Source organism: Klebsiella sp. B345 (assembly GCF_051131735.1).
GTDB lineage: Bacteria > Pseudomonadota > Gammaproteobacteria > Enterobacterales > Enterobacteriaceae > Klebsiella.
Genome location: NZ_CP180443.1, coordinates 3,970,678 through 3,997,084 on the forward strand (window position 1 = coordinate 3,970,678; position 26,407 = coordinate 3,997,084).

The following is a 26,407-nucleotide window of genomic DNA, read 5'->3' on the forward strand; positions in this document are numbered from 1 at the left end:
CAAAGCGAAGCGGAAGGTTGCGATGAAGCCGGCAAGGATACCTCAGACTGTCACAGCGCCAGAGCATTGGTCGAGTATGCCCTGGGGCGAATACTATCGCGAATCGCTGGAACGGGAGATCAAACCGTGGCTGGCTAAATTATATGGCTTTCATTTGCTTAAGATTGGCAATCTGAGCGCTGAAATCAACACCGAAGCTTGCGCTATCTCCCATCAGGTTAATGTCTCCCTACAGGGTAACCCGATGCAGGTGCAGGCCGATCCGCTACATCTTCCCTTTGCCGAAAAGTCGGTGGATGCCTGCCTGCTGGCGCACACGTTGCCGTGGTGCAACGATCCGCACCGACTGTTGCGCGAAGCTGACCGGGTGCTGATTGATGATGGCTGGATGATTTTGACCGGTTTTAACCCCGTGAGCCTGATGGGGTTGCGCAAGGTGATGCCGATATTACGCAAAGCCACGCCTTATAACAGCAGGATGTTTACGCTAACCCGCCAGCTGGACTGGCTGGCGTTGCTGAATTTTGAAGTGTTGCACTATGGTCGCTATCAGGTTCTGCCCTGGTCCCGGCACGGCGGCAAGCTGCTCAGCGCGCACCTGCCGGCGCTTGGCTGTCTGCAGCTCATCATTGCCCGCAAACGTACTATTCCATTGACCTTAAACCCAATGAAATCCGGGAAAGCAAAAACCCAGCTGCGCCAGACGGTCGGCGCCACGCGGCAGTGGCGTAACGGGCAGAATTAGCTTTCCGGCTGGTAGCCAACATCGCTTTGCGTTGGGCTGGAGGCGGCTGCCCGCGCCAGCTCATCACAGCGCTCGTTTTCCGGGTGTCCGGCGTGGCCCTTGACCCATTCCCAGCGGATTTGATGCTGGCCGAGCGCGGTATCCAGGCGTTTCCACAGATCGACATTCTTGACCGGTTTTTTGTCGGCGGTTTTCCAGCCGCGTTTTTTCCAGTTATGGATCCACTGAGTAATTCCCTGGCGCACGTACTGGCTGTCGGTACTGAGGATGACTTCGCACTGTTCTTTCAGCGCTTCAAGCGCGACGATCGCCGCCATCATCTCCATCCGGTTATTGGTGGTGAGGTGATAGCCCTGACTAAAAATTTTTTCCTTGCCGCGATAGCGTAAAATCGCACCGTAGCCGCCAGGTCCTGGATTTCCCAGGCATGAACCATCGGTGAAAATTTCTACCTGTTTAAGCATCTCTGGTAGACTTCCTGTAATTGATATCGATAGATAAACGGCAAGTCTGACATAAATGACCGATATGAGCACTGCAATTACACGACAGATTGTTCTCGATACTGAAACCACTGGTATGAACCAGATCGGTGCGCACTACGAGGGACACAAGATCATTGAGATCGGTGCGGTGGAGGTGATTAACCGCCGCCTCACCGGGAACAATTTCCATGTTTATCTGAAGCCGGACCGGCTGGTGGATCCGGAAGCCTTCGGCGTCCACGGGATCGCCGACGAATTCCTGATGGATAAACCGCTGTTTGCGGATGTCGCCGACGAGTTTATGGACTATATCCGTGGTGCGGAGCTGGTCATCCATAACGCATCGTTTGATATCGGCTTTATGGATTATGAATTCAGCAAGCTGAATCGCGGTATTGCGAAAACAAACACCTTCTGCAAAGTCACCGATAGCCTCGCGCTGGCGCGGAAAATGTTCCCCGGCAAGCGCAACAGCCTTGATGCGTTATGCTCCCGCTATGAAATAGACAACAGCAAGCGAACGTTGCACGGGGCATTACTCGATGCCCAGATCCTGGCCGACGTCTATCTGATGATGACCGGTGGTCAGACGACCATGGCATTTTCAATGGAAGGTGAGGGGCAGCAGCAGGCTGGTGAAATGGGAATACAGCGGGTTGTCCGTGCGGCCAGTAAATTGCGCGTCGTTTATGCCACCGATGACGAGATTGTGGACCACGAATCCCGACTCGATCTGGTGCAAAAGAAAGGCGGAAGCTGCCTGTGGCGTGCCTGATGCGCTGGAAAATGCTGTAAAAATCATCTGTCGGGCGATTTTTGCAGCAACCGATTCAAAAGTGTAGAAAAAGCGTTGACGAGATTACGGGGAATCCGTAATATTCGCCTCGTTCCCAAGGGAACAGTAAGTGGAGCGGTAGTTCAGTCGGTTAGAATACCTGCCTGTCACGCAGGGGGTCGCGGGTTCGAGTCCCGTCCGTTCCGCCACTATTCAGAAAGCCTGAATCAGCAATGATTCAGGCTTTCGTCGTTTAAGGAACGAGCATCCGGGTTCATCAACCTCATTTCATGTATTTCAACTGTTTACGAATGTGATGCTGCATCACCGCCAGCATACAGGCGCCGGACAGACCGATCATCAACGCACCGTTAACCGCCTCCAGCGGGCCCAGCAGTTTCCATCTGACGCTCATGACCACATCGCCATACCCCAGCGTCGCGAAATTAACGCCGGAGTGATACACCGCCTCCAGCAGCGTCGGAAACTCGCCCAGCCAGACAAACAAGACTCCCCACAGCAAAATTTGCAGTAGATTGCCCATCAAAATAATGATGATCGTCCCAAAAAGCGCCAGTACCCCGGCAAATAACCCTTCTTTGCGCTGAAACCGCTTGAGATAAAAGCGGATACACCACACGGAAACCAGCGATTGCAGAAGCATATTACACAGAATGACGGGCATGCCCGTCAGCAGCGGAAGCAACATTTTACTCTCCAGGATGCGGTGCTGTTGAAGGGGAGGGCAGAGGACGCCAGCGCTCCAGGATGGCGATACAGGCCCAGCCATACAGTGCGATGATGATATACAGCGCACAACGCATGGCGGCGGCGGTCCAGACATCCTTGCCGGAGGCGCTATCCTGGATCGCCGGGCCGAAGAGGATCAGCGCGGTTATCCAGACGTTACTCCAGAAAGAGGGGGGAAAGTGGCTCGTGCTCAGGCGAACCAGACGGCGGGCGACCCACAGGCTTGCCAGCCCCAGCCAGAGGACCAGCATCAGCAGCGATGGCCAGAGGCTAAGGCCGAACCATAACCCCAGCGCCAATAGCGCCCCCAGTAGCGTTGACAGCACCAGTTCTCTTCCCGACGTTTTGCTCTCAAGCGTCGTTGCCTGCTGCGCCAGCATGACGGTTTTCATCACCGCCGGGATATAAAACGTCGGGTGACTCAATGCCAGCAGCCACACCGGCAGCACAATAATCACCGCGCGTACTGCTCTGGCGTGCACTGCGCTGACCGCCGGGGGCGGAGGGACGGACGGAGCCGAACCAGGTTGTGGCAGTGGAGGGAACAACGCCACCGCCAGGCCATTAACCAACGTCCCGGTGATAAAGCCGATCCCCAGCATCTGCGCCAGACCGATTGCCAGCGCCTGATCGACCAGCCCGGCGACAGGAATGATGGCGACCGCGACCACCAGCAGCATCGACAGCGTGGCCTTGCCGCTCAATCCCATGACCATAAGCTGATACAGCAGCAGTGCCGTGAGCAGGACGGCAGGTAAGGCATAATAGGTGAGCAGTGGCACCATCAGAACGCCGCCCACCATGGTGACGCTCAGCACACAGCCGATCACGATGCCCTTCTTCAGCGGCAATGGTTTCCCCTGGCACAGCACGATCCAGGCCATGATACAGCCGAGGTGCGGCATGGGCAGCGCGCTGGCGAAGCAGACCAGCGTCGCCACGGCGGTGCCTGCGCCGATCCTCAGTACCGCACGGTCTGCGTTATGCATCATTCACCTTAATAGAGCCAGGAAAACAGGCTCATTACGCGGATATAGAGCGAGCCCAGGGCGTTGAGTAGCCAACTGGTGCTGGTGTACACCACAATATCTGCCTGCCCGCCGACCCGCAGGCTGGTGGATGGGGGCATATCATTGCTGACGAAAGCTATCTTGACTGGAAAACGTTGCGCCTGGCGGAGCCAGTCGCGGTTGTTCTCCACCGTGGGGAGCACTCCAGCCGGCTGGGCTTGCGAGGCATTGATGCCATAGCCGATGCTGACTATCTCCCCTTTGAAAAGCCGCCCCGGCATGCTGTCGAGCAGAATCTCCACCTCGTTGCCGGGCCGGATGTGTCCGAGATTATTTTCGGTCATGTCAGCGTTGATCCAGACATCATTGATGGCGATCAGCGTCATGACCGGGGCTCCAGCCCCCACAAACTGACCGACTTCGCTGCGTAGATCGGTAATCAGCCCGCCGCTGCCCGCGAGCACGGTGCTTTTATTGCGGTCCAGCTCGGCTTTACGTACCGTCGCGGCGGCGCTTAACAGCTGCGAATTATCGTCTCCGGTAGCGCCAGCCGCTTCGATGGCCCGGCGCACGTCGGCGGCTGCGGCAGCCATCTGACTGCGCGCCGTCTCCCGGGTAGCCTGGGCAATTTCGAGGCGGCGCACGGAAATAGTGCCGGGGTCTTCACGGTAGAGCCGTTCCTGACGCTCGGCATCTTTGGCGGCATTCTGGTAAGCGGTGGTGGCGGCCTGCAGGCCGGCCTGTGCCGCCACGACGCTTTGGTTGCCGGCTTTTACCGAACTGAGCACCGTGGTGTAGTCCGAACGTGCACGCGCCAGGGCGATATCATAGGGTTCAGGATCGATTTCAAATAACGGTTCACCTGCGGCAACCCGCTGATTGTCACGAACATAGACTTTCTTTATCTGCCCGGTGACTTCTGCCGCCACCGGGATCACGAAGGCCTGGACCCTGGCCTGGGAGGTATAGGGCGTTAGCCTGTCGGTGACTAAATATCCGCACAAGAGCAACACGATCAGGATAACCAGGCCGATAGTCGTGCGACGGCTGGCCTGGCCTGCTGAAGAGGATGGCGCGTTCATGGCGAAAAACCTTCTGTAGGGGCGGTGGCGGAAGGAAGCGGGGTATTCAGCAGCGGCAGCCAGTTATCACGCTGGCGCAGGTGCGATTCGGTTTCGGCATCGACGAGCGAGCGCTCTCGCCCCTTTTCCCATCCGCCGCCCAGCGCTTTATACAGGGCGATCAGGTCGCGCATCGCCGCGCCGCGGCTGCTGACCAGGCGTTCTTGTTGGTTAAACAGCGCACGTTGTGAATCGAGCACGCGCTGAAAGTCGGCCATCCCCTCACGATACTGCGTGTTGGCAATCGCCAGGGAGCGGCTGGCCGCGCTCCCCGTCTGGATCAGCAAGGCGATCTCGTCTTTATCATTGGCGTAGGCAATGGCCGCATCATCGACCTCGCGCGCGGCCTGAAAGACGGTATCGCGATAGCGTTCGTGAAGTTGAAGAAAGCGGGCATCCTGCACCAGTACCTGATTACCCAGTCTGCCGCGATCGAGCAGATTCCAGCTGAAGGTCGGCCCGACCGCCCAGCTCAGTGTGCTACTGGTTTGGGTTTGTCCGCTGATCCCGACGCTGCCGATCAGTGAAATTGACGGATAGAGTTCGCTCTCTGCGACGCCGATCAACGCTGACTGGGCGGCCAGTTGCCGTTCTGCAGCTCTGACATCGGGGCGCCGACGCAGCAGGTCGGCCGGAATTTCGGCGACTAAAGCGAGTTCTCCCTGTGGGATCTCGCCGGTCCGGGTTGCCATCTCAGGCAGCGGGCCAGGTTTCCGCGCCAGCAGGGCGCCCAGGGCATTCTGGCTTTGTGCCAGAGCGGTTTCCAATTGGGGAAGGGTGGAGAGCGTCGAGAGGTATTGCGTTTTTGCCTGCTGGACGTCCAGTTCAGCGCTGTTGCCGCTGAGGAATAACCGTTCGGTGATCTGCAGGCTACGCTGCTGGATCTTCGCATTGCTGCGGGTAATGTGCAGCCGGGCTTCCAGCATGCGGATGTTGACGTACCACTGTGCCACCTGGGCGGCCATCAGCACCTGAATATCGTCATATTGTGCCAGGGTAGCAAAATAGCTGGCGTCTGCGGACTCGACGCCACGCTGAAACTTGCCCCAGAAGTCAATTTCCCACCCGAGGTTAACGCCAGCGCTGTAGCGACTCCCCGAACGGTAATCACCCGAACGCTGTTGCCCGGTACGGAACAGATCGCCGCTGGCGATAGTCGCCTGTGGCCCCAGCAAACTCTCCGCGATACCCAGTTGCGCCCGGGATTCCAGCAGGCGCAAACCAGCAATTTTTACATCCGGGTTCTTGTGCAGGGCTTCGTTGATCAGCGTCGTCAGGGTTGGGTCGTTGAGCTGAGTCCACCACTGGGTGTAATCGGCGTAGGTTGAGCGGGACGTGATCCGCTGCGTCGCCGGTTGCCACTGCGTCAGCTCCGGCGTTTTCGGCGGATGATAGTCAGGTCCCAGCGTCGTGCATGCGCTGATGACAAGGCAGGCGCCTCCGGTGAACAGGAGGCGCCTGGCATGGCTGTCATGGAGCATCTTTGTCGTCCGGTATGACGACGTTCTGGCCATTGGCAATCTGCCCGTCATCGACCCAGGACATAAAAATACGGTAGCCAAGAGAGAGCAAAGTCGCGCCAATAAACATGCCGAGAATACCGCTGGCGGCCATCCCGCCTAAGGCGCCGAGCAGCACCACCGGCATCGGAGCATCCACGCCGCGACCGAGCAACAAGGGCTTAAGCACGTTATCGGCCATCCCGGCAATGATCAGCAAAATGGTATAGACGATATCCATGACGGTGCCGTGATCGCCAAAGCTCCACATCAGGGCAATGGCCGGAGCCGTCACCAGAATCACCGGAATCTGCGCGATCCCGAGGATCAGTGCCAGAACAAAGAAAATCCCCACTGCTGGAATGCCTGCCACGATCATGATGATGCCCACCAGCAGCGCCTGGATCAGCGCGACACCGATGACGCCCTGGGCCACCGCACGAATCGTGCTGGTGCACAATTTCACGAGTGACTGGCCCTTTCTCTCATCTGTCAGGCGGATGGCAATACGTCTGGCGCTGTTCGCGCCGGAAGCTCCCCACGCCATGATGATACCGGCCACGATAAACGAGAGAATAAAGCCCAGGATACCTCCCCCCATGCTGGCAAGCACGCTGAGAATACCTTTGGCGACATCGCCTATTTGCGTGCGGTAGCTGCTAATCAGCCCCGGCAGATCGCTGGAGGCTTTCAACCAGAGGGTACTTATTTTTTCTCCGACGATAGGTATGGCGGCGACTTTTTCCGGCGGTGGCGGAACGGCAAAGGATTGACCGCTGAGTTTATCAATCATCGCGCTGGCACTCTCGGCAAGGGAGCTAATCATCAGCACCGTTGGCGCGACGATCAGCACAATACCAAGCAGGACAATTAATGTTGAGGCCCAGCCCTGTTTTCCGCCCAGTTTGGCGGCAAAATACTGGTGTAACGGATAGAGGGTGACCGCGAGGATCACCGCCCACAGCATCATATTAATAAACGGTGAAAATACGGTATAGCAGAAGGAGGCTAATGCCAGGATAAGTCCAAAGCGAATGAACATATCCATAAAACGGGCAACCAGTCTTTTTTCAACAATAAGCAGATTATTATTTTCCATAATGGTTTTTTCTCGCTGAGCATACGCGCACAACCGAGCCGGCCAGGGGAAAGCCGGACCAGGACTGAGATGGAATCATTTTAAAAAATACTGAAAGCCATGAAAAAACAGGACGAGTTCTTGTTGAATTTTATCCACTTAATGAGTGTAGAACAGAAATAATCCGCCCAGAAAAATATTATTTATACCCGCCATACTTCAAGCTGCATAGGTGTTGGCTGCACCCGCACACCCCAGTCACTTACCGGTGTAAGCATCCTGGGGATGCACGGCCTTGCCGCCTTTATGCAACTTGAATTATTTAGGGTATATGACAGTTATTATTGTTGTCGCCGGGGAAGAAAAATGCCGGGCAGGGGAGTGGTGATATGGTGGTTTCCCCCCGGCCAGCGGGGGGATGCGGGGGATCAGTTCAGGGTAAACGGATCCGCGTCCTGCCAGGCGGGAAATTTCTCGCGATACTCTTTCAACGCCGTCAGCGACAGTTCGGCGTCCAGGCGGGTGGCCTGGTGGGGATCCGCGGTAGCCAGAATTTCACCCTGCGGGCTGATAATACGGCTATCACCCCGGTAGTGATGGCCATTACCATCCGTACCGACACGGTTGCAGCCGGCAACGTAGGCCTGGTTTTCGATGGCGCGAGCCACCAGCAGAGACTGCCAGTGTAGCGATCGCGGGGCAGGCCAGTTGGCAACGTAGAGCGCTAAATCATAGTCGTTATGATTACGCGACCATACCGGGAAACGCAGGTCATAACAGACCAGTGGCAGAATCCGCCAGCCGCGCCATTCAAACACCACCCGCTCGTTACCCGCCTCGTAATGATGATGCTCTTCGGCCATGCGGAACAGGTGACGTTTATCATAGAAGTGGAGGGTGCCATCAGGGGTTACCAGCAGGAAGCGGTTTACCGGGCCACGTTCGGTTTGCAGGGCGGCGCTGCCGGCAATCAGGGCGTTGGTTTGTACCGCTTTGGCCTGCATCCAGTCAATCACCTCGTGTTGCGGCATTGACTGCTTTGCCGCCTCCATGGCAAATCCGGTGGTGAACATTTCCGGTAAAACAATGATGTCGCGTCCGGTAATCCCTTCCAGTTGACGGTCGAAATGGCGCAGATTGGCTGGACCATCCATCCACACCAGCGGTTGTTGCAACAACGTAATTTTCAGGCCAGGCACAGTGGTGAACTCCATCATCATTAGGACATCAAGGTAATTTTAACACCATATCAGTCTCTCGATATCTTGCGGAATTTTTTGTTAAAAAAATGAAAAAAGGCGGGGAAATTCCCCCGCCCTGGTGGTGCTCGTGATGTGGTTAGCGTCTTATTTTATGCTGCTTCAATCTTACGGAACTTCTCTGGCCGCTTTACCGGCCTGGTGGCTAACTCCTCAGGGGCGAAATCGTCAACGTTAATGCTGCGCAGACGGCTGGTTTCCGCACGAGTCAGGGTATTGGCTTCGTCCTGATCGATTAACCCTTTGGCCAGCGCGTTGCGGGCCAGCTCATCGAGACGGGTAAACGGCAGGTTTTTACCCAGCTCTTTGCAGATGCGCTGATGAATTGGATCGGCAGCCATCACATCCAGCAGCGCGGCTTCCAGCAGACCAACCGGGTTGTGCTCGTCCGGCGTCAGGTACTGACCACGACCGATGCGAGAACGCGTGGCGCTCGGCTCCTGCAGAATTTTTGCTACCTTATGGTCCAGCTTATCGGACGGCGCCTGATAGTGACGACCGGTCGGGAAGATTGCGAGGCGCAGGGCGCCAGCCACCAGACGATTCGGGAAGTTCTTCAGCAGTTCATCAATGGCCTGTTCTGCCTGATACAGTGCATCCTGAACGCCCCAATGGACCAGCGGGAGGTCGGCTTCATTGCGTCCTTCATCGTCATAGCGTTTCAGCACTGCCGAGGCGAGATAGAGCTGGCTCAGAACGTCGCCCAGGCGGGCAGAAATACGTTCACGACGTTTCAGACTGCCGCCAAGAACCGCCATGGAGACGTCGGACAGCAGCGCCAGGTTCGCGCTCAGACGGTTCATGTGCTGGTAGTAACGGCGTGTGGTGTCGCGAGTCGGGGTACTGCTGGTGCGCCCGCGGGTCAGCCCCAGCCAGAAACTACGGACTTTATTGCTACCAACATGGCCGATGTGCTTAAACAGCAGCTTGTCGAAAGCCGTCACATCATTGTTCTGCGCGGCGGCCATTTCATCCAGCACGTACGGATGGCAACGAATCGCCCCCTGGCCGAAGATCATCATGCTGCGGGTCAGAATGTTGGCCCCTTCCACGGTGATGGCGATCGGCGCCCCCTGATAGGCACGCGCCAGGAAGTTACCTTCGCCGAGCATAATGCCTTTCCCGCCGGTGATATCCATCGCGTCGATGATCGAGCGCTGTCCACGGTGGGTACAGTGATATTTCACGATAGCCGACAGGACTGCTGGTTTTTCGCCAAGCATAATGCCGTAAGTAATCAGAGATGCAGCGGCATCCATGACGTAGGCGTTACCGGCAATACGTGCCAGAGGCTCTTCAATGCCTTCCATTTTGCCGATGGAAATTTTGAACTGGCGACGAATGTGGGCATAGGCCCCGGTCGCCATCGCGACGGATTTCAGCCCGCCGGTGGCGTTGGACGGCAGGGTGATGCCGCGTCCTACGGACAGGCATTCGACCAGCATCCGCCAGCCCTGACCGGCCATGGTTGGACCGCCGATGATGTAATCGATAGGGACGAAAATGTCTTTACCCTGCGTAGGACCGTTCTGGAACGGGACGTTCAGCGGGAAGTGGCGACGGCCAATTTCAACACCTGGGGTGGTGGTTGGGATCAGGGCGCAGGTGATGCCCAGCTCCTCTTCACCGCCAAGCAGACGGTCCGGGTCAGAAAGTTTAAACGCCAGCCCGAGCACGGTGGCAATAGGGGCGAGGGTGATATAGCGTTTGTTCCAGCTCAGGCGCATACCCAGCACCTGCTCGCCTTGCCATTCACCCATGCAGACCACACCGGTATCCGGGATGGCGCCGGCATCAGAACCCGCTTCCGGGCTGGTGAGAGCAAAGCACGGAATTTCCTGACCACGTGCCAGACGCGGCAGATAATGGTTTTTCTGCTCGTCGGTACCATAATGTTGCAGCAGTTCGCCCGGGCCTAAGGAGTTCGGTACGCCGACGGTAATCGCCAGAATGCCGGAAACACCGGAGAGCTTTTGCAGCACGCGAGACTGCGCGTAAGCCGAGAATTCCAGGCCGCCGTACTCTTTTTTAATGATCATCGCAAAGAAACGATGCTCTTTCAGATAGGCCCACAGTTCCGGCGGTAAGTCGGCCAGCTCGTGGGTGATTTCGAAGTCGTTCGCCATGCGGCAGGCTTCTTCGACCGGGCCATCAATGAACGCTTGCTCTTCAGCGGTCAGACGCGGCTGCGGATAGTTGTGTAGCTTCTGCCAGTCCGGCGTGCCGCGGAACAGGTCGCCTTCCCACCAGGTGGTCCCGGCATCGATGGCTTCTTTTTCGGTCCGTGACATCGGCGGCATGACCTTGCGGAACGCCCGGAATGCCGGCGCCGAGAACAGTGATTTGCGCATTGGCGCAAAGTTAAACGGCAGCAGAATAATCGCCAGCGGCAACAGCAGCCAGATATTCCACAGGCCGGCAACGCTGAGCGCCGCGGTCCAGGCAAGCAAAATCGCACTGCTCAGCAGGAGATTGACCCGGTGGTAGAACAGCGCACCGAGCAGAACAACGGTTGCAACAATACTCAAAATCATCATAGAGAAATGCCCCTGTCTTGTAGGAGGTCTGACCACTTGTGATGATATGGTTGTAGTGGATGTGATTCTCTTTAGCAATGTGTTTACAAAATAATTACAACCTCGCTCACATTGTTGTTCGTAAAAGCGGCACGTAAAATCAAAAGCGCGGTGGATAACGCTGCCTGCTGCTTCTCGCCTCGCCGGCTATCCGGTACACTGCCAGGGTTATTCCACTCATACTGAAGGATTATCCTCATGTACCAGGATCTTATTCGTAACGAACTGAACGAAGCTGCGGAAACGCTGGCTAACTTTCTGCAGGATGACGCTAATATCCACGCGATTCAGCGTGCTGCGGTACTGCTGGCAGATAGCTTTAAGGCCGGCGGTAAAGTCCTTTCTTGCGGTAACGGCGGTTCCCACTGCGATGCGATGCACTTTGCGGAAGAACTGACCGGGCGCTATCGTGAGAATCGCCCTGGCTACCCAGCGATTGCGATTTCAGACGTAAGCCACCTGTCCTGTGTCAGTAACGATTTTGGCTATGAGTACGTTTTCTCCCGCTACGTCGAGTCCGTGGGTCGCACCGGCGACGTGCTGCTGGGGATCTCTACTTCTGGTAACTCCGGCAACGTGATTAAGGCCATTGAAGCCGCCCGTGCGCAGGGGATGAAAGTCATTACCCTAACGGGTAAAGACGGTGGCAAAATGGCAGGGTCCGCCGATGTTGAAATCCGCGTACCGCATTTTGGTTATGCCGATCGCATTCAGGAAATTCACATCAAAGTGATCCATATTCTGATCATGCTGATCGAAAAAGAGATGGTTAAAGCTTAAAAGGCGAGTGGGTTCGCCATGCTCTTGCGGGCAGCGCTGTTGGCAGCTAACGGGCAACAAGCCTGGCCGCATTCAGATGGAGAGAACCCGCCCTTTTGTGTGTAAGCTGCGTGGTATGAGGTGATGTATGTGCGAATTGCTCGGGATGAGCGCGAATGTGCCCACAGATATTTGTTTTAGCTTTACCGGGCTGGTCCAGCGCGGTGGCGGCACCGGCCCGCATAAAGATGGCTGGGGTATCACCTTCTATGAAGGTAAAGGCTGTCGTACATTCAAAGATCCTCAGCCAAGCTTCCAGTCACCCATCGCGAAACTGGTGCAAGACTATCCCATCAAATCATGCTCGGTGATTGCCCATATTCGTCAGGCAAACCGCGGGATTGTCGCGCTGGAAAATACCCATCCCTTTACCCGTGAACTGTGGGGCCGCAACTGGACCTATGCGCATAACGGCCAGTTAGAAGGTTATGAATCCCTGGAAACGGGCAACCTTCAACCCGTGGGGGAAACCGATAGCGAAAAAGCGTTTTGCTGGTTACTGCACTGCCTGACTGAGCGTTATTCGGGGACGCCGGATGACATGGTTGAGGCATTCAGTTATATCGCCACGCTGGCGGGAACGCTGCGGGAAAAAGGCGTATTCAATATGCTGCTGTCGGATGGGCGTTACGTGATGGCGTTCTGCTCAACGAACCTGTACTGGATTACGCGACGCGCGCCGTTTGGCGTGGCAACGCTGCTGGATCAGGATGTCGAAATCGATTTTCAGCGAGAGACCACACCGAACGATGTGGTCTCTGTTATCGCGACTCAGCCGCTGACCGGCAATGAGACCTGGAATAAGATCATGCCAGGCGAGTGGGCGTTATTTTGCCTGGGGGACCGTGTAGTTTGATGCCAGCTGCGGCTGGATAACTTCATGGCTAAGCGGTTTGCTCACCACGTAACGGCCATCCATCACCGAGATAACCGGTGGTTTGCGGGTTTGCTGGAAATAGTCGTAGCCTGGCTTCAGCTGTTTCCAGAAATCTGCAAAGTAAGAGTATTTATGGCGTTCCATATTGGCGTTGGTCATGCGGAAAGGATAAATGCTGACCTGGACGTTTGACTGGCCAAACACTAAAGCGCCGGTGACAAACTGGAAAATCTCATCAATACCGTCATCGGTCATGGCATAGCAACCCACTGATACACAGGCACCGTGAATCATCAGGTACTTGCCTTCATAACCATGCGCGCGATCGTAAGCATTCGGGAAGCCGATATTAATCGCTTTATAGAACCGGCTATCCGGTTTGAGCTGGCCACGTGTGATGTTGTAAAACCCCTCAGGACTTTTGAAGTCACCCTGACGCTGCTTCGGCCCAAGACCACCGGAATAGTTGCAGATTCGGTAGCTGTCGAGGAGCTGGTAGGTTTCGCCCATTTTGACGTAAAGATCGAGCATGCGCTCTTCTTTGAAGATTTCGATGTAAACCGGGGAACCTATCAATTGTTGCTTATATTCTTTGCTAACCGGCGTCGTCGAGCCACCATTGCTGAGTAACCCAGCAAATGAAACGCACGGCAACAGAAGCATCGCAATAAACAATGCGATTTTGCGCATACTGCATGTTCCTTGATAAACCAAAAACAATATTGCCAGGACGGCAAGAGAGACCCGAAATCAGACTTGTCTGGATTTAGAGCGCTCACATTAGCATCACGGCAGTTTTTCGCAAGCGCAGCGTTGCTGCTTTTACAATTTAGTTCTCCTTTATAACCAATCCCTGATGAAAGCGCAGTCAGAACTTTGCGCAACAGGTCTCATTTTGTCGCTACGCTGTCACAGTTTATCTACAGCGGGTACGTATGAAATGTTACACTTGCCCTGCTTAACGATCAGGGTAAGAAAGGATGCTTCTCTCCCGTCTGGTGAATCTCCAGGACCACGCTTCTCCTTATTTCTCTGATTTCCCATCAATGTTGCTGGCCTCGGTCTGATACCGGGGTTTAGGTTACGGATACCTGCTAACGATATGATTAAAATCACGAAAGGGCTGACTTTGCCCATAGCTGGCATGCCATCACAGCAGATAACTTCTCAGGTTGCGGTTAAACGCGTCGCGCTGTTGGGCGAAGAGTACGTCGGCATGCGCCCCTCATTAGCCGTCCGTGAAGGTGACCGGGTGCAAAAAGGGCAGACGCTGTTCGAGGACAAAAAGAATCCCGGAGTCTGCTTTACCGCGCCAGCGGCTGGCGTCATTAGCGCCATCCATCGCGGCGAACGCCGGGTTCTGCAATCCATTGTGATTGATGTTGACGGCGACGATGCCGTTCAGTTCCCTCGTTATGCGCCTGAAGATCTTGCCGGACTGTCGCGGGAAACGGTGCAGCATCAACTACTGACCTCAGGGATGTGGACCGCATTGCGGACGCGTCCGTTCAGTAAAACCCCGGCACCGGACAGCGTTCCGGCGGCGATATTCGTTACCGCCATCGATACCAACCCGCTGGCCGCCGATCCTCAGCCGATCATTTTCGCCCAGCGCGAAGCCTTCGACGCCGGCCTCACCCTGCTGGCGAGTCTGACGGACGGCAAAGTGCATGTTTGCCAGGCTAGCGGCGGCAAGCTTGGCGGCCACCGCTCGGGGCAGGTGACCTTTAACCAGTTCGCTGGGCCGCATCCTGCGGGGCTGGCTGGCACCCATATCCATTTCCTTGAGCCAGTCAGCCTGACAAAGCAGGTCTGGCACCTGAATTATCAGGATACGATCGCCATTGGCCGGCTGTTCCTCGAAGGAGAGCTCTCCAGCGAGCGGGTGATTGCGCTTGGCGGCCCACAGGTCAAAGAGCCGCGGCTGATAAAAACCTGCTGCGGCGTGAGCCTGGATGAACTGCTGGCCGGTGAGCTGCTCGACGGCGAGAACCGTGTTATTTCAGGCTCTGTTCTGAGCGGGACCCGCGCACAGGGGCCGCATGCGTTCCTTGGACGCTTCCACCTGCAGGTGAGCGTGGTCAAAGAGGGCCGAGAAAAAGAGCTGTTTGGCTGGGTGATGCCAGGCAAAGACAAATTCTCGATTACCCGCACCACGCTTGGCCATTTCCTCAAGCATAAGCTGTTCAACTTCTCGACCGATACCAACGGTGGCGAGCGCTCCATGGTGCCGATTGGCAACTATGAGCGAGTCATGCCGCTGGATATTCTGCCCACCATATTGCTGCGTGACCTGCTGGCGGGTGATACCGACAGCGCGCAGGCGTTGGGCTGCCTGGAGCTGGATGAAGAAGATCTGGCACTGTGCACTTACGTCTGTCCCGGCAAGTATGAGTATGGCCCGGCGCTGCGTAGCGTGTTAACCCAGATTGAGCAGGAAGGATAAGTGATGGGCTTGAAGCAACTGTTCGACAAAATTGAGCCGCACTTTACACATGGCGGTAAGCTGGAAAAATACTACCCGCTGTTCGAAGCGACGGCGACGCTGTTCTATACCCCAGGTCAGGTGACCCGGGGCGCGGCGCACGTCCGCGATGCCATCGACCTCAAACGCATGATGATTCTGGTCTGGTTTGCGGTGTTCCCGGCCATGTTCTGGGGAATGTACAACGTCGGTCTGCAAACCATTCCGGCGCTGGACAAACTGTATGGGGCAGAACAGCTGCAGCAGGTTATCGCCGGCAACTGGCACTACAGCGTGGCCCAGTGGCTGGGGGTAAGCTTCAGCGCAGACGCGGGCTGGCTCAGCATGATGACGCTGGGCGCGGTGTTCTTCCTCCCGGTCTATATCACGGTGTTCCTGGTCGGTGGGTTCTGGGAGGTGCTGTTTGCTATCGTGCGCAAGCACGAGATCAACGAAGGCTTCTTCGTCACTTCGATTCTGTTCGCCCTGATTGTTCCACCAACCTTGCCGCTGTGGCAGGCGGCGCTGGGGATAACCTTCGGTGTGGTCATCGCTAAGGAAATTTTCGGCGGTACCGGGCGTAACTTCCTCAACCCGGCGCTGGCGGGGCGTGCGTTCCTGTTCTTCGCCTATCCGGCGCAAATATCTGGTGACCTGGTGTGGACCGCGGCGGATGGCTTCTCCGGTGCGACACCGCTGTCCCAGTGGGCGAGCGGCGGCGGCGAGGCGTTAGTGAATGTCACCAGCGGCCAACCTGTAAGCTGGATGGATGCTTTCCTGGGCAATATTCCCGGCTCTATCGGTGAAGTCTCGACGCTGATGATCCTGATCGGCGGGGCGATTATCATTTTCGGGCGCATCGCCTCCTGGCGCATCGTCGCCGGGGTCATGATTGGCATGATCGCCACGGCGACGCTGTTTAATTTCATTGGCTCGTCCACGAACCCGATGTTTTCCATGCCGTGGTACTGGCACCTGGTGCTGGGCGGTTTCGCCTTCGGCATGATGTTTATGGCGACGGACCCGGTGTCCGCGTCATTTACTGATAAAGGGAAATGGAGTTATGGCCTGCTGATCGGCGTGATGTGCGTGCTGATCCGCGTGGTCAACCCGGCCTATCCAGAAGGGATGATGCTGGCGATCCTCTTCGCCAACCTCTTTGCGCCGCTGTTTGATTACCTGGTGGTGCAGGCCAATATTAAGCGGAGGAAATCGCGTGGCTGAGAAAAAAAGTAACGATAGCATCGGCAAAACGCTGCTGGTGGTGCTGGTGCTTTGCCTGGTCTGCTCTATTGTGGTTGCCGGATCTGCGGTTGGCCTGAAGTCGCGTCAGCAGGAGCAGCGCGCGCTGGATAAACAACGCAACATTCTGGCGGTCTCCGGGCTGATGAAACCGGACATGACCCCGGATGAGGTGGCTGCCGTTTTTGCCGCCCGAATCTCCCCGCGGTTGGTGAATTTAACCACCGGCGACCTGCTGGATCAGGACCCAGGTAAATTTAATCAGTCGCAGGCGCTGAAAGACCCGGAACAGAGTATCGCGCTTGATGCCAGCCAGGATCCGGCAGGGATTAAGCGCCGCAGCAATCTGGCGGAAATTTACCTGGTGCGTGATGAAAAGCAGCAGGTTCAGGAAGTGGTGCTCCCTGTCTACGGTAACGGTCTGTGGTCGATGATGTACGCTTTTGTGGCGATGGACACCGATGGCCGCACGGTAAAAGGCATCACCTATTACGATCAGGGCGAAACGCCGGGTCTCGGGGGGGAAGTCGAAAACCCGAACTGGCGCCAGCAGTTTGTCGGCAAGCAGGTGCTGGATGACAATGGTCACCCTGCGCTGAAAGTGGTGAAGGGCGGAGCTCGAGCGGGTGATATTCACGCCGTTGACGGGTTGTCCGGTGCGACGCTGACCTCAAATGGCGTGCAGCATAGCTTTGATTTCTGGATGGGCGAAATGGGTTTTGGCCCGTTCCTGAAAAAGGTTCGTGAGGGGGGGCTGAATAATGGCTGAACAGGGCGAAATGAAAGAGATGAAGCGGGTGCTGGTTGGGCCGCTCGTCGCGAATAACCCGATTGCATTGCAGGTGCTGGGCGTCTGTTCCGCACTGGCGGTGACCACTAAACTTGAGACCGCATTTGTAATGACCATCGCGGTGACGCTGGTAACGGCGTTCTCCAGCATGTTTATCTCCATGATCCGCCACCATATTCCCAACAGCGTGCGCATCATTGTACAGATGGCCATTATTGCCTCGCTGGTTATTGTGGTCGATCAGCTGCTGCGCGCTTTTGCCTACGAGATCTCCAAACAGCTGTCGGTATTTGTTGGGCTGATCATCACCAACTGTATCGTGATGGGGCGTGCGGAAGCCTATGCCATGAAGTCGCCGCCGATGGCCAGCTTTATGGACGGTATCGGCAACGGCCTGGGCTATGGCGCGATCCTGATGATTGTTGGCTTCCTGCGTGAGCTTATCGGCAGCGGCAAGTTGTTTGGTATCACCGTGCTGGAAACGGTACAGAACGGGGGCTGGTATCAGCCAAACGGGCTGTTTTTGCTGGCGCCGAGCGCGTTTTTCATTATCGGTCTGCTGATCTGGGCGCTGCGTAGCTGGAAGCCTGAACAGCAGGAAAAGGAGTAACCGATTATGGCTCATTACATTAGCCTGTTTGTTCGCGCCGTGTTTGTTGAGAATATGGCGTTGGCCTTCTTCCTCGGGATGTGTACCTTCCTTGCGGTGTCGAAAAAGGTCTCTACGGCGTTTGGCCTGGGCGTTGCCGTCACGGTGGTGCTGGGGCTGGCGGTACCGATCAACAATCTGGTCTACAACCTGGTGCTGCGCGACGGCGCGCTGGCGGACGGTGTTGATCTCAGCTTCCTGAACTTTATCACCTTCATCGGCGTTATCGCCGCGCTGGTGCAGATTCTGGAGATGATCCTCGATAAGTATTTCCCGGCGTTGTACAACGCGCTGGGGATCTTCTTGCCGCTGATCGCCGTAAACTGCGCCATCTTCGGCGGCGTCTCCTTTATGGTACAGCGTGACTACAACTTCCCTGAATCCATCGTCTACGGCTTCGGTTCCGGCATCGGCTGGATGCTGGCCATTGTCGCGATGGCGGGCATTCGTGAAAAAATGAAGTACGCAAATGTGCCCGCCGGTCTGCGCGGGTTAGGGATCACCTTTATTACCACGGGTCTGATGGCGCTGGGCTTTATGTCATTCTCCGGTGTGCAGCTATAAGGGCGGAAAGTATGGAAATTATTCTTGGCGTCGTGATGTTCACGCTGATCGTGCTGGTGTTGTCGGGGCTGATCCTGGTGGCGCGATCGAAGCTGGTCAACGCCGGTGATGTGGTCATTGAAATCAACAATGAAGCGGATAAACAGATCCGCACCCCGGCGGGCGATAAGCTGCTGAACACGCTGTCCAGCAACGGCATCTTCGTCTCTTCGGCCTGCGGCGGCGGCGGTTCCTGTGGCCAGTGTCGGGTCACGATAAAAGAGGGCGGCGGCGATATCCTGCCCACCGAGCTGTCCCACATTACCAAGCGTGAGGCGAAAGAGGGCTGCCGTCTGGCCTGCCAGGTCGCGGTAAAACAAAACATGAAGATCGAGCTGCCGGAAGAGATCTTCGGGGTGAAAAAATGGGAGTGTGAAGTTATCTCGAATGATAACAAAGCAACTTTCATTAAGGAGCTCAAGTTGCGGGTGCCGGATGGCGAAGCCGTTCCGTTCCGTGCCGGTGGCTATATCCAGATTGAGTGCCCGTCGCACAAAGTGGCCTACGCGGACTTCGATGTGCCGGACGAGTACCGTTCTGACTGGGATAAATTCAACCTGTTCCGCTACGTTTCCGACGTCAAAGAGCCGACGCTGCGCGCCTACTCCATGGCGAACTACCCGGATGAGAAAGGCATTATTATGCTTAACGTGCGTATTGCCACGCCGCCGCCGAAGGTGCCGGACGCCCCGCCGGGGATTATGTCTTCGTATATCTGGTCGCTGAAAGCCGGTGATAAGGTGACGATTTCCGGGCCGTTTGGCGAATTCTTTGCCAAAGACACCGACGCTGAAATGGTCTTTATCGGCGGTGGTGCGGGTATGGCGCCGATGCGTTCGCATATTTTCGACCAACTGAAACGGCTGCACAGTAAGCGTAAAATCAGCTTCTGGTACGGTGCGCGTTCGCTGCGTGAAATGTTCTACGACGACGAGTTTGAACAGCTGGCCCGTGAGAATCCGAACTTCACCTTCCACGTGGCCTTGTCCGACCCGCTGCCGGAAGACAACTGGAACGGCCATACCGGCTTTATTCACAATGTATTGTATGAAAACTACCTGCGCGATCACCCGGCCCCGGAAGACTGTGAGTTTTATATGTGCGGGCCGCCGGTGATGAATGCCGCGGTGATCAAGATGCTGAAAGATCTTGGCGTTGAAGATGAAAACATCATGCTGGATGATTTTGGAGGTTGATGATGTTGACGGCGTTTGTGGCGACCTTTGTGATTTTCGCGCTGGTGGTCCTCGGGATGTCTCTGGGGTATCTGATCAAGCGTAAAAGCATCCAGGGCAGCTGTGGCGGTATCACTGCGTTGGGAATCGAAAAGGTGTGTGATTGCCCTGAGCCGTGCGATGCGCGTAAAAAACGCCTGGCCCGCGAGGCGCAACACCAGCAAAACCGTATTCTCTAAGCGTCTCTTTCTTCCTGATGCCCGGTAGCGCATGGCGATGCCGGGCATTTTCTTTCTGTCAGCGCGATCCCCGTACACTTCTCATAGACCTTATTTATGCTGTATACTTGTCCAGTGGTAAGTGGGGGCTCACTATGCGTAAAATCATTCATGTCGATATGGACTGCTTCTTTGCGGCGGTCGAGATGCGTGACAACCCGGCGCTACGGGATATCCCGATCGCCATCGGCGGCAGTCGGGTACAGCGCGGCGTTATCAGTACGGCCAACTATCCGGCGCGTAAATTTGGCGTGCGTAGCGCCATGCCTACCGCTATGGCTCTCAAACTGTGCCCGCATCTGACTCTGCTGCCCGGCCGCTTTGATGCCTACAAGGCCGCGTCATCGCATATTCGTGAAATATTCTCACGCTACACTTCGCTGATTGAACCGTTGTCGCTGGATGAAGCCTATCTCGACGTCAGTGACAGCCCTCGCTGTCAGGGATCGGCCACGTTGATGGCTGAAGAGATCCGCCAGACCATTTTCGACGAACTTCAACTGACCGCCTCCGCCGGGATTGCCCCGGTCAAATTTTTAGCCAAGATTGCCTCCGACATGAATAAGCCCAACGGCCAGTTTGTGATTGCGCCACATCAGGTCGCGGAATTTGTGCGCACGCTGCCGCTGGCGAAGATCCCCGGGGTGGGCAAGGTCTCGGCCGCGAAGCTGGAAGGCATGGGGCTACGTACCTGCGAAGACGTCCAGAAAAGCGACCTGGCCATGTTGCTCCAGCGCTTTGGCAAACTTGGCCGTATCCTGTGGGAGCGCAGTCAGGGGATCGACGAGCGCGAGATCAACAATTCCCGGCAGCGTAAATCGATTGGTGTTGAGCGCACCCTGATGGAGGACATTCATGAGTGGACCGACTGCGAAGCGATCATCGAAAACCTCTACCAGGAGCTGGAGCGGCGGCTGGTGAAGGTTAAACCAGACCTGCTGATTGCCCGTCAGGGGGTGAAGCTGAAATTTAATGATTTTCAGCTGACCACTCAGGAGCATGTCTGGCCGCGGCTGAACAAGGACGATCTGATTTTAACGGCCCATAAAGCCTGGCATGAGCGGCGGGGCGGCCGCGGGGTCAGGCTGGTGGGATTACACGTCACGTTGCTTGACCCGCAGCTCGAGCGACAGCTGGTATTAGGGTTATAACGATGCTGACGATCGGGCTGTATCAGGAAAACGACTTTGCGGCGCTGTGCGCCCTGTTTCTACGGGCAATTCAACAGACCGCCAGCCAGGATTATTCCCCACCGCAGATTGCCGCCTGGGCGCAGGTGGATGAGGCGCGCTGGCGGCAAAAAATGGCGCAGTCTCAGATATGGGTGGCGCTGCTTGACCAGCAGCCGGTAGGGTTTATTACCGCCGTGGGCCACTATATCGATTTACTGTTCGTTTCCCCGGACCATAGCCGTCAGGGCATTGCCAGCCGGTTACTCGAGACACTCTCTGCGCAGATCCCGTCCGGTACGCTGACGGTGGAGGCGAGCATCACGGCCAAACCGTTTTTTGAGCGACATGGATTCAGGGTAGTGCAACAGCAGCAGGTGAGCGTGCGCGGCGAGACGTTGATTAACTATCGAATGGAGAAGGTGAGGTCGCCCGGATAAGCCTTCATCCGGGCGAGGTTGATGCAGGTAAAACTTATTTTGCCGGAATCGCTTTCAGCAGTTCCGTCAGCAGCGTCCAGTACTGGCCCACGCTTTCGATATGCACCTGCTCATCCGGGGAGTGCGGACCGGTAATGGTTGGCCCGATAGAGACCATGTCCATTTCCGGGTACGGTTTTTTGAACAGACCGCATTCCAGCCCCGCGTGGATAATCTGGATGTTCGGGGTTTTGTTAAACAGGCGCTGGTAGGTTTCACGCACCAGATGCATCACCGGTGAGTTAGCATCCGGCTGCCAGCCAGGGTAGGCGCCTTTCGCCTGGGTTTTGGCACCGGCCAGTTTACCCAGTGAATCCAGCATGCTGACGACATAGTCTTTGCCGCTGTCGATCAGCGAGCGGATCAGGCAGTGGATCTCGACATTGTCATCGGTCATGGTTACGACGCCGACGTTCAGAGAGGTTTCTACCACCCCTTTGGCCACGTCGGAATTACGGATAACGCCGTTTGGCGTGGCGTTCAGCAGACGGACAAAGCCATCGCGGGACGCCGCCGTCAGCGCGGCTTTATCGTTGGTGACCGCATCCAGCAGCAGCACCAGGTTCTTCTCTTTCGCTGCCAGCTCATTTTTCAGGATATCCTGGTAGGTATTCACCAGCGCGGTCAGGTGCTGCACCTGGTCAGCCGCCACGGCGAGGGTGGCGAAAGCTTCACGCGGAATGGCGTTACGCAGCGTACCGCCGTTGAAATCCACCAGGCGCAGGTCCAGCTCTTGCGCATGACCGGCCAGGAAGCGGGCCAGCAGCTTGTTGGCATTGCCCAGGCCGACGTGAATTTCACCACCGGAGTGGCCGCCTTTCAGCCCTTTTAAGGTCAGCTTGAAGCTCTGGAAACCTGCAGGAATTGCTTCACGGGTCAGGGCCAGGTTCGACGTAAAGTCGATACCGCCGGCGCAACCCATATAGATTTCGCCCTCTTCTTCAGAGTCGGTATTGATCAGGATGTCTGCCTGCAGCCAGTTAGCCTGCAGACCAAACGCGCCATCCATGCCGGCTTCTTCGGTCATGGTCAGCAGCACTTCCAGCGGGCCGTGGACCACACTGTCATCAGCCAGTACCGCTAACGCGGATGCCATACCGATGCCGTTATCCGCGCCCAGAGTGGTGCCGCGCGCTTTGACCCACTCGCCGTCGATGTACGGCTGGATAGGATCTTTGGTGAAGTCGTGAACGGTATCGTTGTTTTTCTGCGGCACCATATCGAGGTGCGCCTGCAGGACCACCGGTTTACGGTTTTCCATCCCGGCAGTGGCGGCCTTACGAATCAGAATGTTGCCAACCTGGTCGCGTTCTGCGTGTAAGCCTTTTTCTTTTGCCCAGCCCATGATGTGTTCAGCGAGTTGTTCTTCGTGATAGGACGGATGGGGAATGGAGCAGATTTTGGCAAAAATATCCCATAGCGGTTGCGGGGATAATTGAGACAATTCAGACACGATGAGTCTCCTTACGATCGCCTGCAAAAATCTTTTACAGGTCGAGGGTTAGCAATAAAAAGCACAACAAGCGCAGGCTTGCGCAGTGGGGTTGAGAATACCACTTTCCACGGCGACTGGTAGTGTAAACCGCGCAAAAAGCGTCGCGAATGCCGCTTAACACTGGTTTTTAGCGCGTCAGATCTCTATAATCTCGCGCAACCATTTTCCCCCTCGAACATCATTTAAGCCGTATTACACAGGCTGGGACACTTCACATGAGCGAAAAATACGTCGTCACCTGGGACATGTTACAGATTCACGCCCGCAAACTGGCCAATCGTCTGATGCCTTCTGAACAATGGAAAGGGATTATTGCCGTCAGCCGTGGTGGTCTGGTACCAGGCGCATTACTGGCGCGTGAACTGGGTATTCGTCATGTTGATACCGTTTGCATCTCCAGCTACGACCACGACAACCAGCGCGAACTGACCGTTCTGAAACGCGCTGAAGGTGATGGTGAAGGCTTCATCGTTATTGATGACCTGGTTGACACCGGTGGTACCGCTGTTGCCATTCGCGAAATGTATCCAAAAGCTCACTTTGTCACCATTTTCGCTAAACCGGCTGGCCGCCCGCTGGTTGATGATTATGTTGTTGATATTCCGCAGGATACCTGGATTGAACAACCGTGGGATATGGGCGTGGTGTTCGTACCGCCGATTTCTGGTCGTTAATTTCCAAACGAAATGCTAATTACCACGCCCGGTTATGCCGGGCGTGGTTTTTTTTCGCCGTATGCAGGTTACAATGACCAGAGTGGCAACACGATGGAGACTGCACATGTCACAAGCTAACCTTAGTGAAACGCTGTTTAAACCACGATTCAAACATCCAGAAACTTCTACGCTGGTGCGCCGGTTTGCCTCGGGCTCGCAGCAGCCGATCCAGTCCGCACTTGATGGCGCCAATGTTGATCACTGGTATCGTCTGATCAACCGCCTGATGTGGATCTGGCGCGGCGTTACTCCTCAGGAGATCCTCGATGTGCAGGCGCGCATTGTGATGAGCGATGCAGAGCGTACCGATCCCGACCTTTACGATACCGTCGTCGGCTATCGCGGCGGGAACTGGATCTTCGAGTGGGCGAAGCAGGCGATGATTTGGCAGCAGGCCGCCAGTCAGGAGGCCGATCCGCTCCTCAGCGGGCGCCACTGGCTTCATGCGTCGAACCTCTACAGTATTGCTGCCTACCCGCATATTAAAGGTGATGAGCTGGCCGAGCAGGCCCAGGCACTGGCCAATCGCGCTTATGAAGAGGCGGTGCTTCGCCTGCCGGGCGAGATGCGTGAGCTGGAGTTTCCTGTGCCCGGCGGTGCGCCGGTGACCGGCTTCCTGCATATGCCGAAAGGTGAGGGGCCGTATCCGGTGGTTCTGATGTGCGGTGGGCTGGATGCGCTTCAGACCGACTACTACAGCCTGTATGAGAAGTATTTTGCGCCGCTGGGGATCGCCATGCTGACGTTGGATATGCCTTCAATTGGCTTCTCGTCAAAATGGAAACTGACCCAGGACACCAGCCTGTTACATCAGCATGTGCTGAAATATCTACCGAACGTGCCATGGGTCGATCATACCCGGGTGGCGGCGTTTGGTTTTCGTTTTGGCGCCAACGTCGCCGTCCGCCTGGGCTATCTGGAGCCTCAGCGTTTGAAGGCGGTGGCTTGCCTTGGCCCGGTGGTACACAGCTTGCTGGTGGATCCGCTACGTCAGGGGCGGGTGCCGGAAATGTATCTGGACGTCCTGGCATCGCGACTGGGAATGCACGATGCGTCTGATGAGGCCTTGCGCGTAGAGCTGAACCGCTATTCGCTAAAAACTCAGGGACTGCTTGGGCGCCGCTGCCCAACCCCGATGCTGTCCGGCTTCTGGAAAAACGATCCGTTCAGCCCGGAAGAGGAATCGCGTTTAATTACGTCGTCTTCGGTTGATGGCAAACTGCTTGAGATTCCATTCAAGCCCGTTTATCACAATTTCGATCGCGCTCTTCAGCAGATCTCCCGGTGGATCAGCGATAGATTTAGTTAATATATTGCTAAATTTTATTGATTTGGTAAAACAGTTGCATCACTAAAGGAGATCGCAATGACGTTACCAAGTGGACACCTGAAGAGTAAGCTGATTAAGAAATTCACGGCTCTTGGCCCTTATATTCGCGAAGAGCAGTGTGAAGACAACCGCTTCTTTTTCGATTGCCTGGCAGTCTGCGTCAATGTAAAACCGGCGCCGGAGAAACGCGAGTTCTGGGGATGGTGGATGGAGATGGAAGCACAGGCATCGCGCTTCACCTACAGCTATCAGTTTGGCTTGTTCGATAAAGAAGGGGTCTGGCGGCCGGAGGCGATCGACGATCCTGAAGTTAAAGAGAAGCTTGAGAAGACGCTGCTTGATTTCCACGACCGGGCTAAAGCATTACTGGTGACATTCAGCCTGAAGCTGGAAGCCGCCGACGACGTGAGCGAACCTCTCAGACTCCGTGCCTGACGCGCTAACGGTTCCATGAAAAAATCCACGCTATGTAGCGTGGATTTTTTTATTCGCTCACCCTACCTGGCAGGTGATGTTTAGCTCATGTTAATGATGCGGGGTGGCTGACCAACGGCAATCATGCAGTCCGTCAGATCTTTGGTGACAACCGTGCCGGCCCCCACTTTCACATTATTGCCAAGCGTGACAGCACCGATCACGATGGCATGTGCACCAAATTCCACATTATCGCCAATTTGCGGGCTGGCGCCTTCCTGGCCATGGCTATCGGTAACGCTCCCGATAGTGACCCCCTGACGCAGAATGCAGTTGTTGCCGATTACCGTGCCCCGGTTAATGACGATGCAGTGGGGATGAAAAAGCTTTAATCCATAGCCGATACGCGTTTGCCAGGGGATTTCGACACAAAACAGACATTCGTTGATGGTTTTGTTCAGGATGACAAAGGGGATGGCGCACAGCTTGTAGAGTGGATTACGGCTGCGATAGAGCGTAGCCAGACGATAAAGCAGAATGGCAATTTTGGCTTTCATTCCGCCGGTGTGCTTGATTTCCTGACGTACCTGCCGGATGGATTCAAACATA

The 26,407-nt window shown here is 55.9% G+C and carries 27 protein-coding genes and 1 tRNA gene; 17 read left to right on the forward strand and 11 right to left on the reverse strand.

What is annotated here, in order from left to right; genetic code table 11:
* The first annotated feature begins 22 nt into the window (after positions 1-22).
* On the forward strand, positions 23-745 hold the full coding sequence (locus ACMYSO_RS18635) for a class I SAM-dependent methyltransferase (RefSeq protein ID WP_434666658.1): 723 nt from the start codon (positions 23-25) through the stop codon (positions 743-745).
* Here ACMYSO_RS18635 and rnhA read toward each other — a convergent pair.
* Complete coding sequence (gene rnhA / locus ACMYSO_RS18640) at positions 742-1,209, reverse strand: ribonuclease HI (protein WP_123755549.1); 468 nt, start codon at positions 1,207-1,209, stop codon at positions 742-744. The genes ACMYSO_RS18635 and rnhA overlap by 4 nt on opposite strands.
* A 64-nt stretch (positions 1,210-1,273) precedes the next feature.
* Here rnhA and dnaQ point away from each other — a divergent pair, with 64 nt between their 5' ends.
* Both dnaQ and ACMYSO_RS18650 read left to right on the forward strand, forming a co-directional pair.
* Positions 1,274-2,005 (forward strand): DNA polymerase III subunit epsilon, encoded by a 732-nt coding sequence (dnaQ, locus tag ACMYSO_RS18645; RefSeq protein WP_434586273.1) that lies wholly within the window; start codon positions 1,274-1,276, stop codon positions 2,003-2,005.
* Positions 2,006-2,137: 132 nt separating this feature from the next.
* Positions 2,138-2,214: transfer RNA gene (locus ACMYSO_RS18650), tRNA-Asp, on the forward strand.
* 74 nt (positions 2,215-2,288) lie between these two features.
* Here the strand turns inward: ACMYSO_RS18650 and ACMYSO_RS18655 are convergent.
* From ACMYSO_RS18655 to fadE, 7 genes are all read right to left on the reverse strand, one after another.
* Positions 2,289-2,714, reverse strand: a complete 426-nt coding sequence (locus ACMYSO_RS18655) for an ion channel (protein WP_123755551.1) — start codon at positions 2,712-2,714, stop codon at positions 2,289-2,291.
* Between the two features lies 1 nt (position 2,715).
* Positions 2,716-3,747: a DUF2955 domain-containing protein gene (locus ACMYSO_RS18660; RefSeq protein ID WP_434666661.1), complete on the reverse strand. Its 1,032-nt coding sequence runs from the start codon at positions 3,745-3,747 to the stop codon at positions 2,716-2,718.
* Positions 3,748-3,752: 5 nt separating this feature from the next.
* Positions 3,753-4,847, reverse strand: a complete 1,095-nt coding sequence (locus ACMYSO_RS18665; protein WP_434666664.1) for an HlyD family secretion protein — start codon at positions 4,845-4,847, stop codon at positions 3,753-3,755.
* Positions 4,844-6,367 (reverse strand): efflux transporter outer membrane subunit, encoded by a 1,524-nt coding sequence (locus tag ACMYSO_RS18670; RefSeq protein ID WP_434666667.1) that lies wholly within the window; start codon positions 6,365-6,367, stop codon positions 4,844-4,846. Before ACMYSO_RS18670 ends, ACMYSO_RS18665 begins: the two co-directional genes overlap by 4 nt.
* Positions 6,357-7,484, reverse strand: a complete 1,128-nt coding sequence (locus ACMYSO_RS18675; RefSeq protein ID WP_434666670.1) for an AI-2E family transporter — start codon at positions 7,482-7,484, stop codon at positions 6,357-6,359. The genes ACMYSO_RS18670 and ACMYSO_RS18675 overlap by 11 nt, the downstream gene beginning before the upstream one ends.
* Positions 7,485-7,891: 407 nt before the next feature.
* The gene (locus ACMYSO_RS18680) at positions 7,892-8,662 is read right to left on the reverse strand and encodes an amidohydrolase (RefSeq protein WP_434670837.1); all 771 of its coding nucleotides are present in this window, start codon (positions 8,660-8,662) and stop codon (positions 7,892-7,894) included.
* A 152-nt stretch (positions 8,663-8,814) separates the two neighbouring features.
* Positions 8,815-11,259: an acyl-CoA dehydrogenase FadE gene (fadE, locus tag ACMYSO_RS18685; RefSeq protein ID WP_434666672.1), complete on the reverse strand. Its 2,445-nt coding sequence runs from the start codon at positions 11,257-11,259 to the stop codon at positions 8,815-8,817.
* Between the two features lie 237 nt (positions 11,260-11,496).
* On the opposite strand from fadE, the gene lpcA reads away from it, so the two are divergent.
* Both lpcA and ACMYSO_RS18695 read left to right on the forward strand, forming a co-directional pair.
* Entirely contained in the window at positions 11,497-12,078 is a 582-nt protein-coding gene (lpcA, locus tag ACMYSO_RS18690) for a D-sedoheptulose 7-phosphate isomerase (protein WP_395037547.1), read from the forward strand.
* Between the two features lie 127 nt (positions 12,079-12,205).
* On the forward strand, positions 12,206-12,973 hold the full coding sequence (locus ACMYSO_RS18695; protein WP_123755558.1) for a class II glutamine amidotransferase: 768 nt from the start codon (positions 12,206-12,208) through the stop codon (positions 12,971-12,973).
* On the opposite strand, the gene dpaA is transcribed toward ACMYSO_RS18695, so the two are convergent.
* A complete protein-coding gene (dpaA, locus tag ACMYSO_RS18700; RefSeq protein ID WP_434666676.1) occupies positions 12,944-13,684 on the reverse strand; it encodes a peptidoglycan meso-diaminopimelic acid protein amidase in 741 nt (246 codons plus the stop codon). The genes ACMYSO_RS18695 and dpaA overlap by 30 nt on opposite strands.
* A 412-nt stretch (positions 13,685-14,096) precedes the next feature.
* On the opposite strand from dpaA, the gene ACMYSO_RS18705 reads away from it, so the two are divergent.
* From ACMYSO_RS18705 to ACMYSO_RS18745, 9 genes are all read left to right on the forward strand, one after another.
* Positions 14,097-15,440, forward strand: coding sequence for a Na(+)-translocating NADH-quinone reductase subunit A (locus ACMYSO_RS18705; protein ID WP_434666678.1), 1,344 nt, complete (start codon positions 14,097-14,099; stop codon positions 15,438-15,440).
* A 3-nt stretch (positions 15,441-15,443) separates the two neighbouring features.
* Complete coding sequence (locus ACMYSO_RS18710; protein WP_434670838.1) at positions 15,444-16,682, forward strand: NADH:ubiquinone reductase (Na(+)-transporting) subunit B; 1,239 nt, start codon at positions 15,444-15,446, stop codon at positions 16,680-16,682.
* Positions 16,675-17,469: a Na(+)-translocating NADH-quinone reductase subunit C gene (locus ACMYSO_RS18715; protein ID WP_434666682.1), complete on the forward strand. Its 795-nt coding sequence runs from the start codon at positions 16,675-16,677 to the stop codon at positions 17,467-17,469. The genes ACMYSO_RS18710 and ACMYSO_RS18715 overlap by 8 nt, the downstream gene beginning before the upstream one ends.
* Positions 17,462-18,100 (forward strand): NADH:ubiquinone reductase (Na(+)-transporting) subunit D, encoded by a 639-nt coding sequence (locus ACMYSO_RS18720; RefSeq protein ID WP_123755564.1) that lies wholly within the window; start codon positions 17,462-17,464, stop codon positions 18,098-18,100. Before ACMYSO_RS18715 ends, ACMYSO_RS18720 begins: the two co-directional genes overlap by 8 nt.
* Before the next feature lie 6 nt (positions 18,101-18,106).
* The gene (gene nqrE, locus ACMYSO_RS18725) at positions 18,107-18,703 is read left to right on the forward strand and encodes an NADH:ubiquinone reductase (Na(+)-transporting) subunit E (RefSeq protein WP_123755565.1); all 597 of its coding nucleotides are present in this window, start codon (positions 18,107-18,109) and stop codon (positions 18,701-18,703) included.
* 11 nt (positions 18,704-18,714) lie between these two features.
* Positions 18,715-19,938 (forward strand): NADH:ubiquinone reductase (Na(+)-transporting) subunit F, encoded by a 1,224-nt coding sequence (gene nqrF / locus ACMYSO_RS18730; protein ID WP_123755566.1) that lies wholly within the window; start codon positions 18,715-18,717, stop codon positions 19,936-19,938.
* Positions 19,939-19,940: 2 nt separating this feature from the next.
* Positions 19,941-20,156: a (Na+)-NQR maturation NqrM gene (gene nqrM, locus ACMYSO_RS18735; RefSeq protein ID WP_434670839.1), complete on the forward strand. Its 216-nt coding sequence runs from the start codon at positions 19,941-19,943 to the stop codon at positions 20,154-20,156.
* 134 nt (positions 20,157-20,290) lie between these two features.
* Positions 20,291-21,346: a DNA polymerase IV gene (gene dinB, locus ACMYSO_RS18740; protein WP_434666685.1), complete on the forward strand. Its 1,056-nt coding sequence runs from the start codon at positions 20,291-20,293 to the stop codon at positions 21,344-21,346.
* 2 nt (positions 21,347-21,348) lie between these two features.
* The gene (locus ACMYSO_RS18745) at positions 21,349-21,804 is read left to right on the forward strand and encodes a GNAT family N-acetyltransferase (RefSeq protein ID WP_434666688.1); all 456 of its coding nucleotides are present in this window, start codon (positions 21,349-21,351) and stop codon (positions 21,802-21,804) included.
* 34 nt (positions 21,805-21,838) lie between these two features.
* Here the strand turns inward: ACMYSO_RS18745 and pepD are convergent, their stop codons facing one another.
* A complete protein-coding gene (pepD, locus tag ACMYSO_RS18750; protein ID WP_123755570.1) occupies positions 21,839-23,296 on the reverse strand; it encodes a cytosol nonspecific dipeptidase in 1,458 nt (485 codons plus the stop codon).
* Between the two features lie 257 nt (positions 23,297-23,553).
* Between pepD and gpt the strand changes: the two genes are divergently transcribed.
* The 3 genes from gpt to crl all read left to right on the forward strand — a co-directional run bounded on the left by gpt (position 23,554) and on the right by crl (position 25,819).
* The gene (gpt, locus tag ACMYSO_RS18755; RefSeq protein WP_004858267.1) at positions 23,554-24,012 is read left to right on the forward strand and encodes a xanthine phosphoribosyltransferase; all 459 of its coding nucleotides are present in this window, start codon (positions 23,554-23,556) and stop codon (positions 24,010-24,012) included.
* 106 nt (positions 24,013-24,118) lie between these two features.
* Positions 24,119-25,363, forward strand: coding sequence for an esterase FrsA (gene frsA, locus ACMYSO_RS18760; protein ID WP_434666691.1), 1,245 nt, complete (start codon positions 24,119-24,121; stop codon positions 25,361-25,363).
* 57 nt (positions 25,364-25,420) lie between these two features.
* On the forward strand, positions 25,421-25,819 hold the full coding sequence (crl, locus tag ACMYSO_RS18765; protein WP_123755572.1) for a sigma factor-binding protein Crl: 399 nt from the start codon (positions 25,421-25,423) through the stop codon (positions 25,817-25,819).
* 80 nt (positions 25,820-25,899) lie between these two features.
* On the opposite strand, the gene ACMYSO_RS18770 is transcribed toward crl, so the two are convergent.
* Entirely contained in the window at positions 25,900-26,406 is a 507-nt protein-coding gene (locus ACMYSO_RS18770) for a serine acetyltransferase (RefSeq protein ID WP_434666694.1), read from the reverse strand.
* Position 26,407: the final 1 nt, after the last annotated feature.

Coding starts and splice junctions, on each gene's coding strand:
- ACMYSO_RS18635 (WP_434666658.1), top strand. CDS start 23: ATGAAGCCGGCAAGGATACCTCAGACTGTCACAGCGCCAGAGCATTGG.
- rnhA (WP_123755549.1), bottom strand. CDS start 1,209: ATGCTTAAACAGGTAGAAATTTTCACCGATGGTTCATGCCTGGGAAAT.
- dnaQ (WP_434586273.1), top strand. CDS start 1,274: ATGAGCACTGCAATTACACGACAGATTGTTCTCGATACTGAAACCACT.
- ACMYSO_RS18655 (WP_123755551.1), bottom strand. CDS start 2,714: ATGTTGCTTCCGCTGCTGACGGGCATGCCCGTCATTCTGTGTAATATG.
- ACMYSO_RS18660 (WP_434666661.1), bottom strand. CDS start 3,747: ATGATGCATAACGCAGACCGTGCGGTACTGAGGATCGGCGCAGGCACC.
- ACMYSO_RS18665 (WP_434666664.1), bottom strand. CDS start 4,847: ATGAACGCGCCATCCTCTTCAGCAGGCCAGGCCAGCCGTCGCACGACT.
- ACMYSO_RS18670 (WP_434666667.1), bottom strand. CDS start 6,367: ATGCTCCATGACAGCCATGCCAGGCGCCTCCTGTTCACCGGAGGCGCC.
- ACMYSO_RS18675 (WP_434666670.1), bottom strand. CDS start 7,484: ATGGAAAATAATAATCTGCTTATTGTTGAAAAAAGACTGGTTGCCCGT.
- fadE (WP_434666672.1), bottom strand. CDS start 11,259: ATGATGATTTTGAGTATTGTTGCAACCGTTGTTCTGCTCGGTGCGCTG.
- lpcA (WP_395037547.1), top strand. CDS start 11,497: ATGTACCAGGATCTTATTCGTAACGAACTGAACGAAGCTGCGGAAACG.
- ACMYSO_RS18695 (WP_123755558.1), top strand. CDS start 12,206: ATGTGCGAATTGCTCGGGATGAGCGCGAATGTGCCCACAGATATTTGT.
- dpaA (WP_434666676.1), bottom strand. CDS start 13,684: ATGCGCAAAATCGCATTGTTTATTGCGATGCTTCTGTTGCCGTGCGTT.
- ACMYSO_RS18705 (WP_434666678.1), top strand. CDS start 14,097: ATGATTAAAATCACGAAAGGGCTGACTTTGCCCATAGCTGGCATGCCA.
- ACMYSO_RS18710 (WP_434670838.1), top strand. CDS start 15,444: ATGGGCTTGAAGCAACTGTTCGACAAAATTGAGCCGCACTTTACACAT.
- ACMYSO_RS18720 (WP_123755564.1), top strand. CDS start 17,462: ATGGCTGAACAGGGCGAAATGAAAGAGATGAAGCGGGTGCTGGTTGGG.
- nqrE (WP_123755565.1), top strand. CDS start 18,107: ATGGCTCATTACATTAGCCTGTTTGTTCGCGCCGTGTTTGTTGAGAAT.
- nqrF (WP_123755566.1), top strand. CDS start 18,715: ATGGAAATTATTCTTGGCGTCGTGATGTTCACGCTGATCGTGCTGGTG.
- nqrM (WP_434670839.1), top strand. CDS start 19,941: ATGTTGACGGCGTTTGTGGCGACCTTTGTGATTTTCGCGCTGGTGGTC.
- dinB (WP_434666685.1), top strand. CDS start 20,291: ATGCGTAAAATCATTCATGTCGATATGGACTGCTTCTTTGCGGCGGTC.
- ACMYSO_RS18745 (WP_434666688.1), top strand. CDS start 21,349: ATGCTGACGATCGGGCTGTATCAGGAAAACGACTTTGCGGCGCTGTGC.
- gpt (WP_004858267.1), top strand. CDS start 23,554: ATGAGCGAAAAATACGTCGTCACCTGGGACATGTTACAGATTCACGCC.
- frsA (WP_434666691.1), top strand. CDS start 24,119: ATGTCACAAGCTAACCTTAGTGAAACGCTGTTTAAACCACGATTCAAA.
- crl (WP_123755572.1), top strand. CDS start 25,421: ATGACGTTACCAAGTGGACACCTGAAGAGTAAGCTGATTAAGAAATTC.
- ACMYSO_RS18770 (WP_434666694.1), bottom strand. CDS start 26,406: ATGTTTGAATCCATCCGGCAGGTACGTCAGGAAATCAAGCACACCGGC.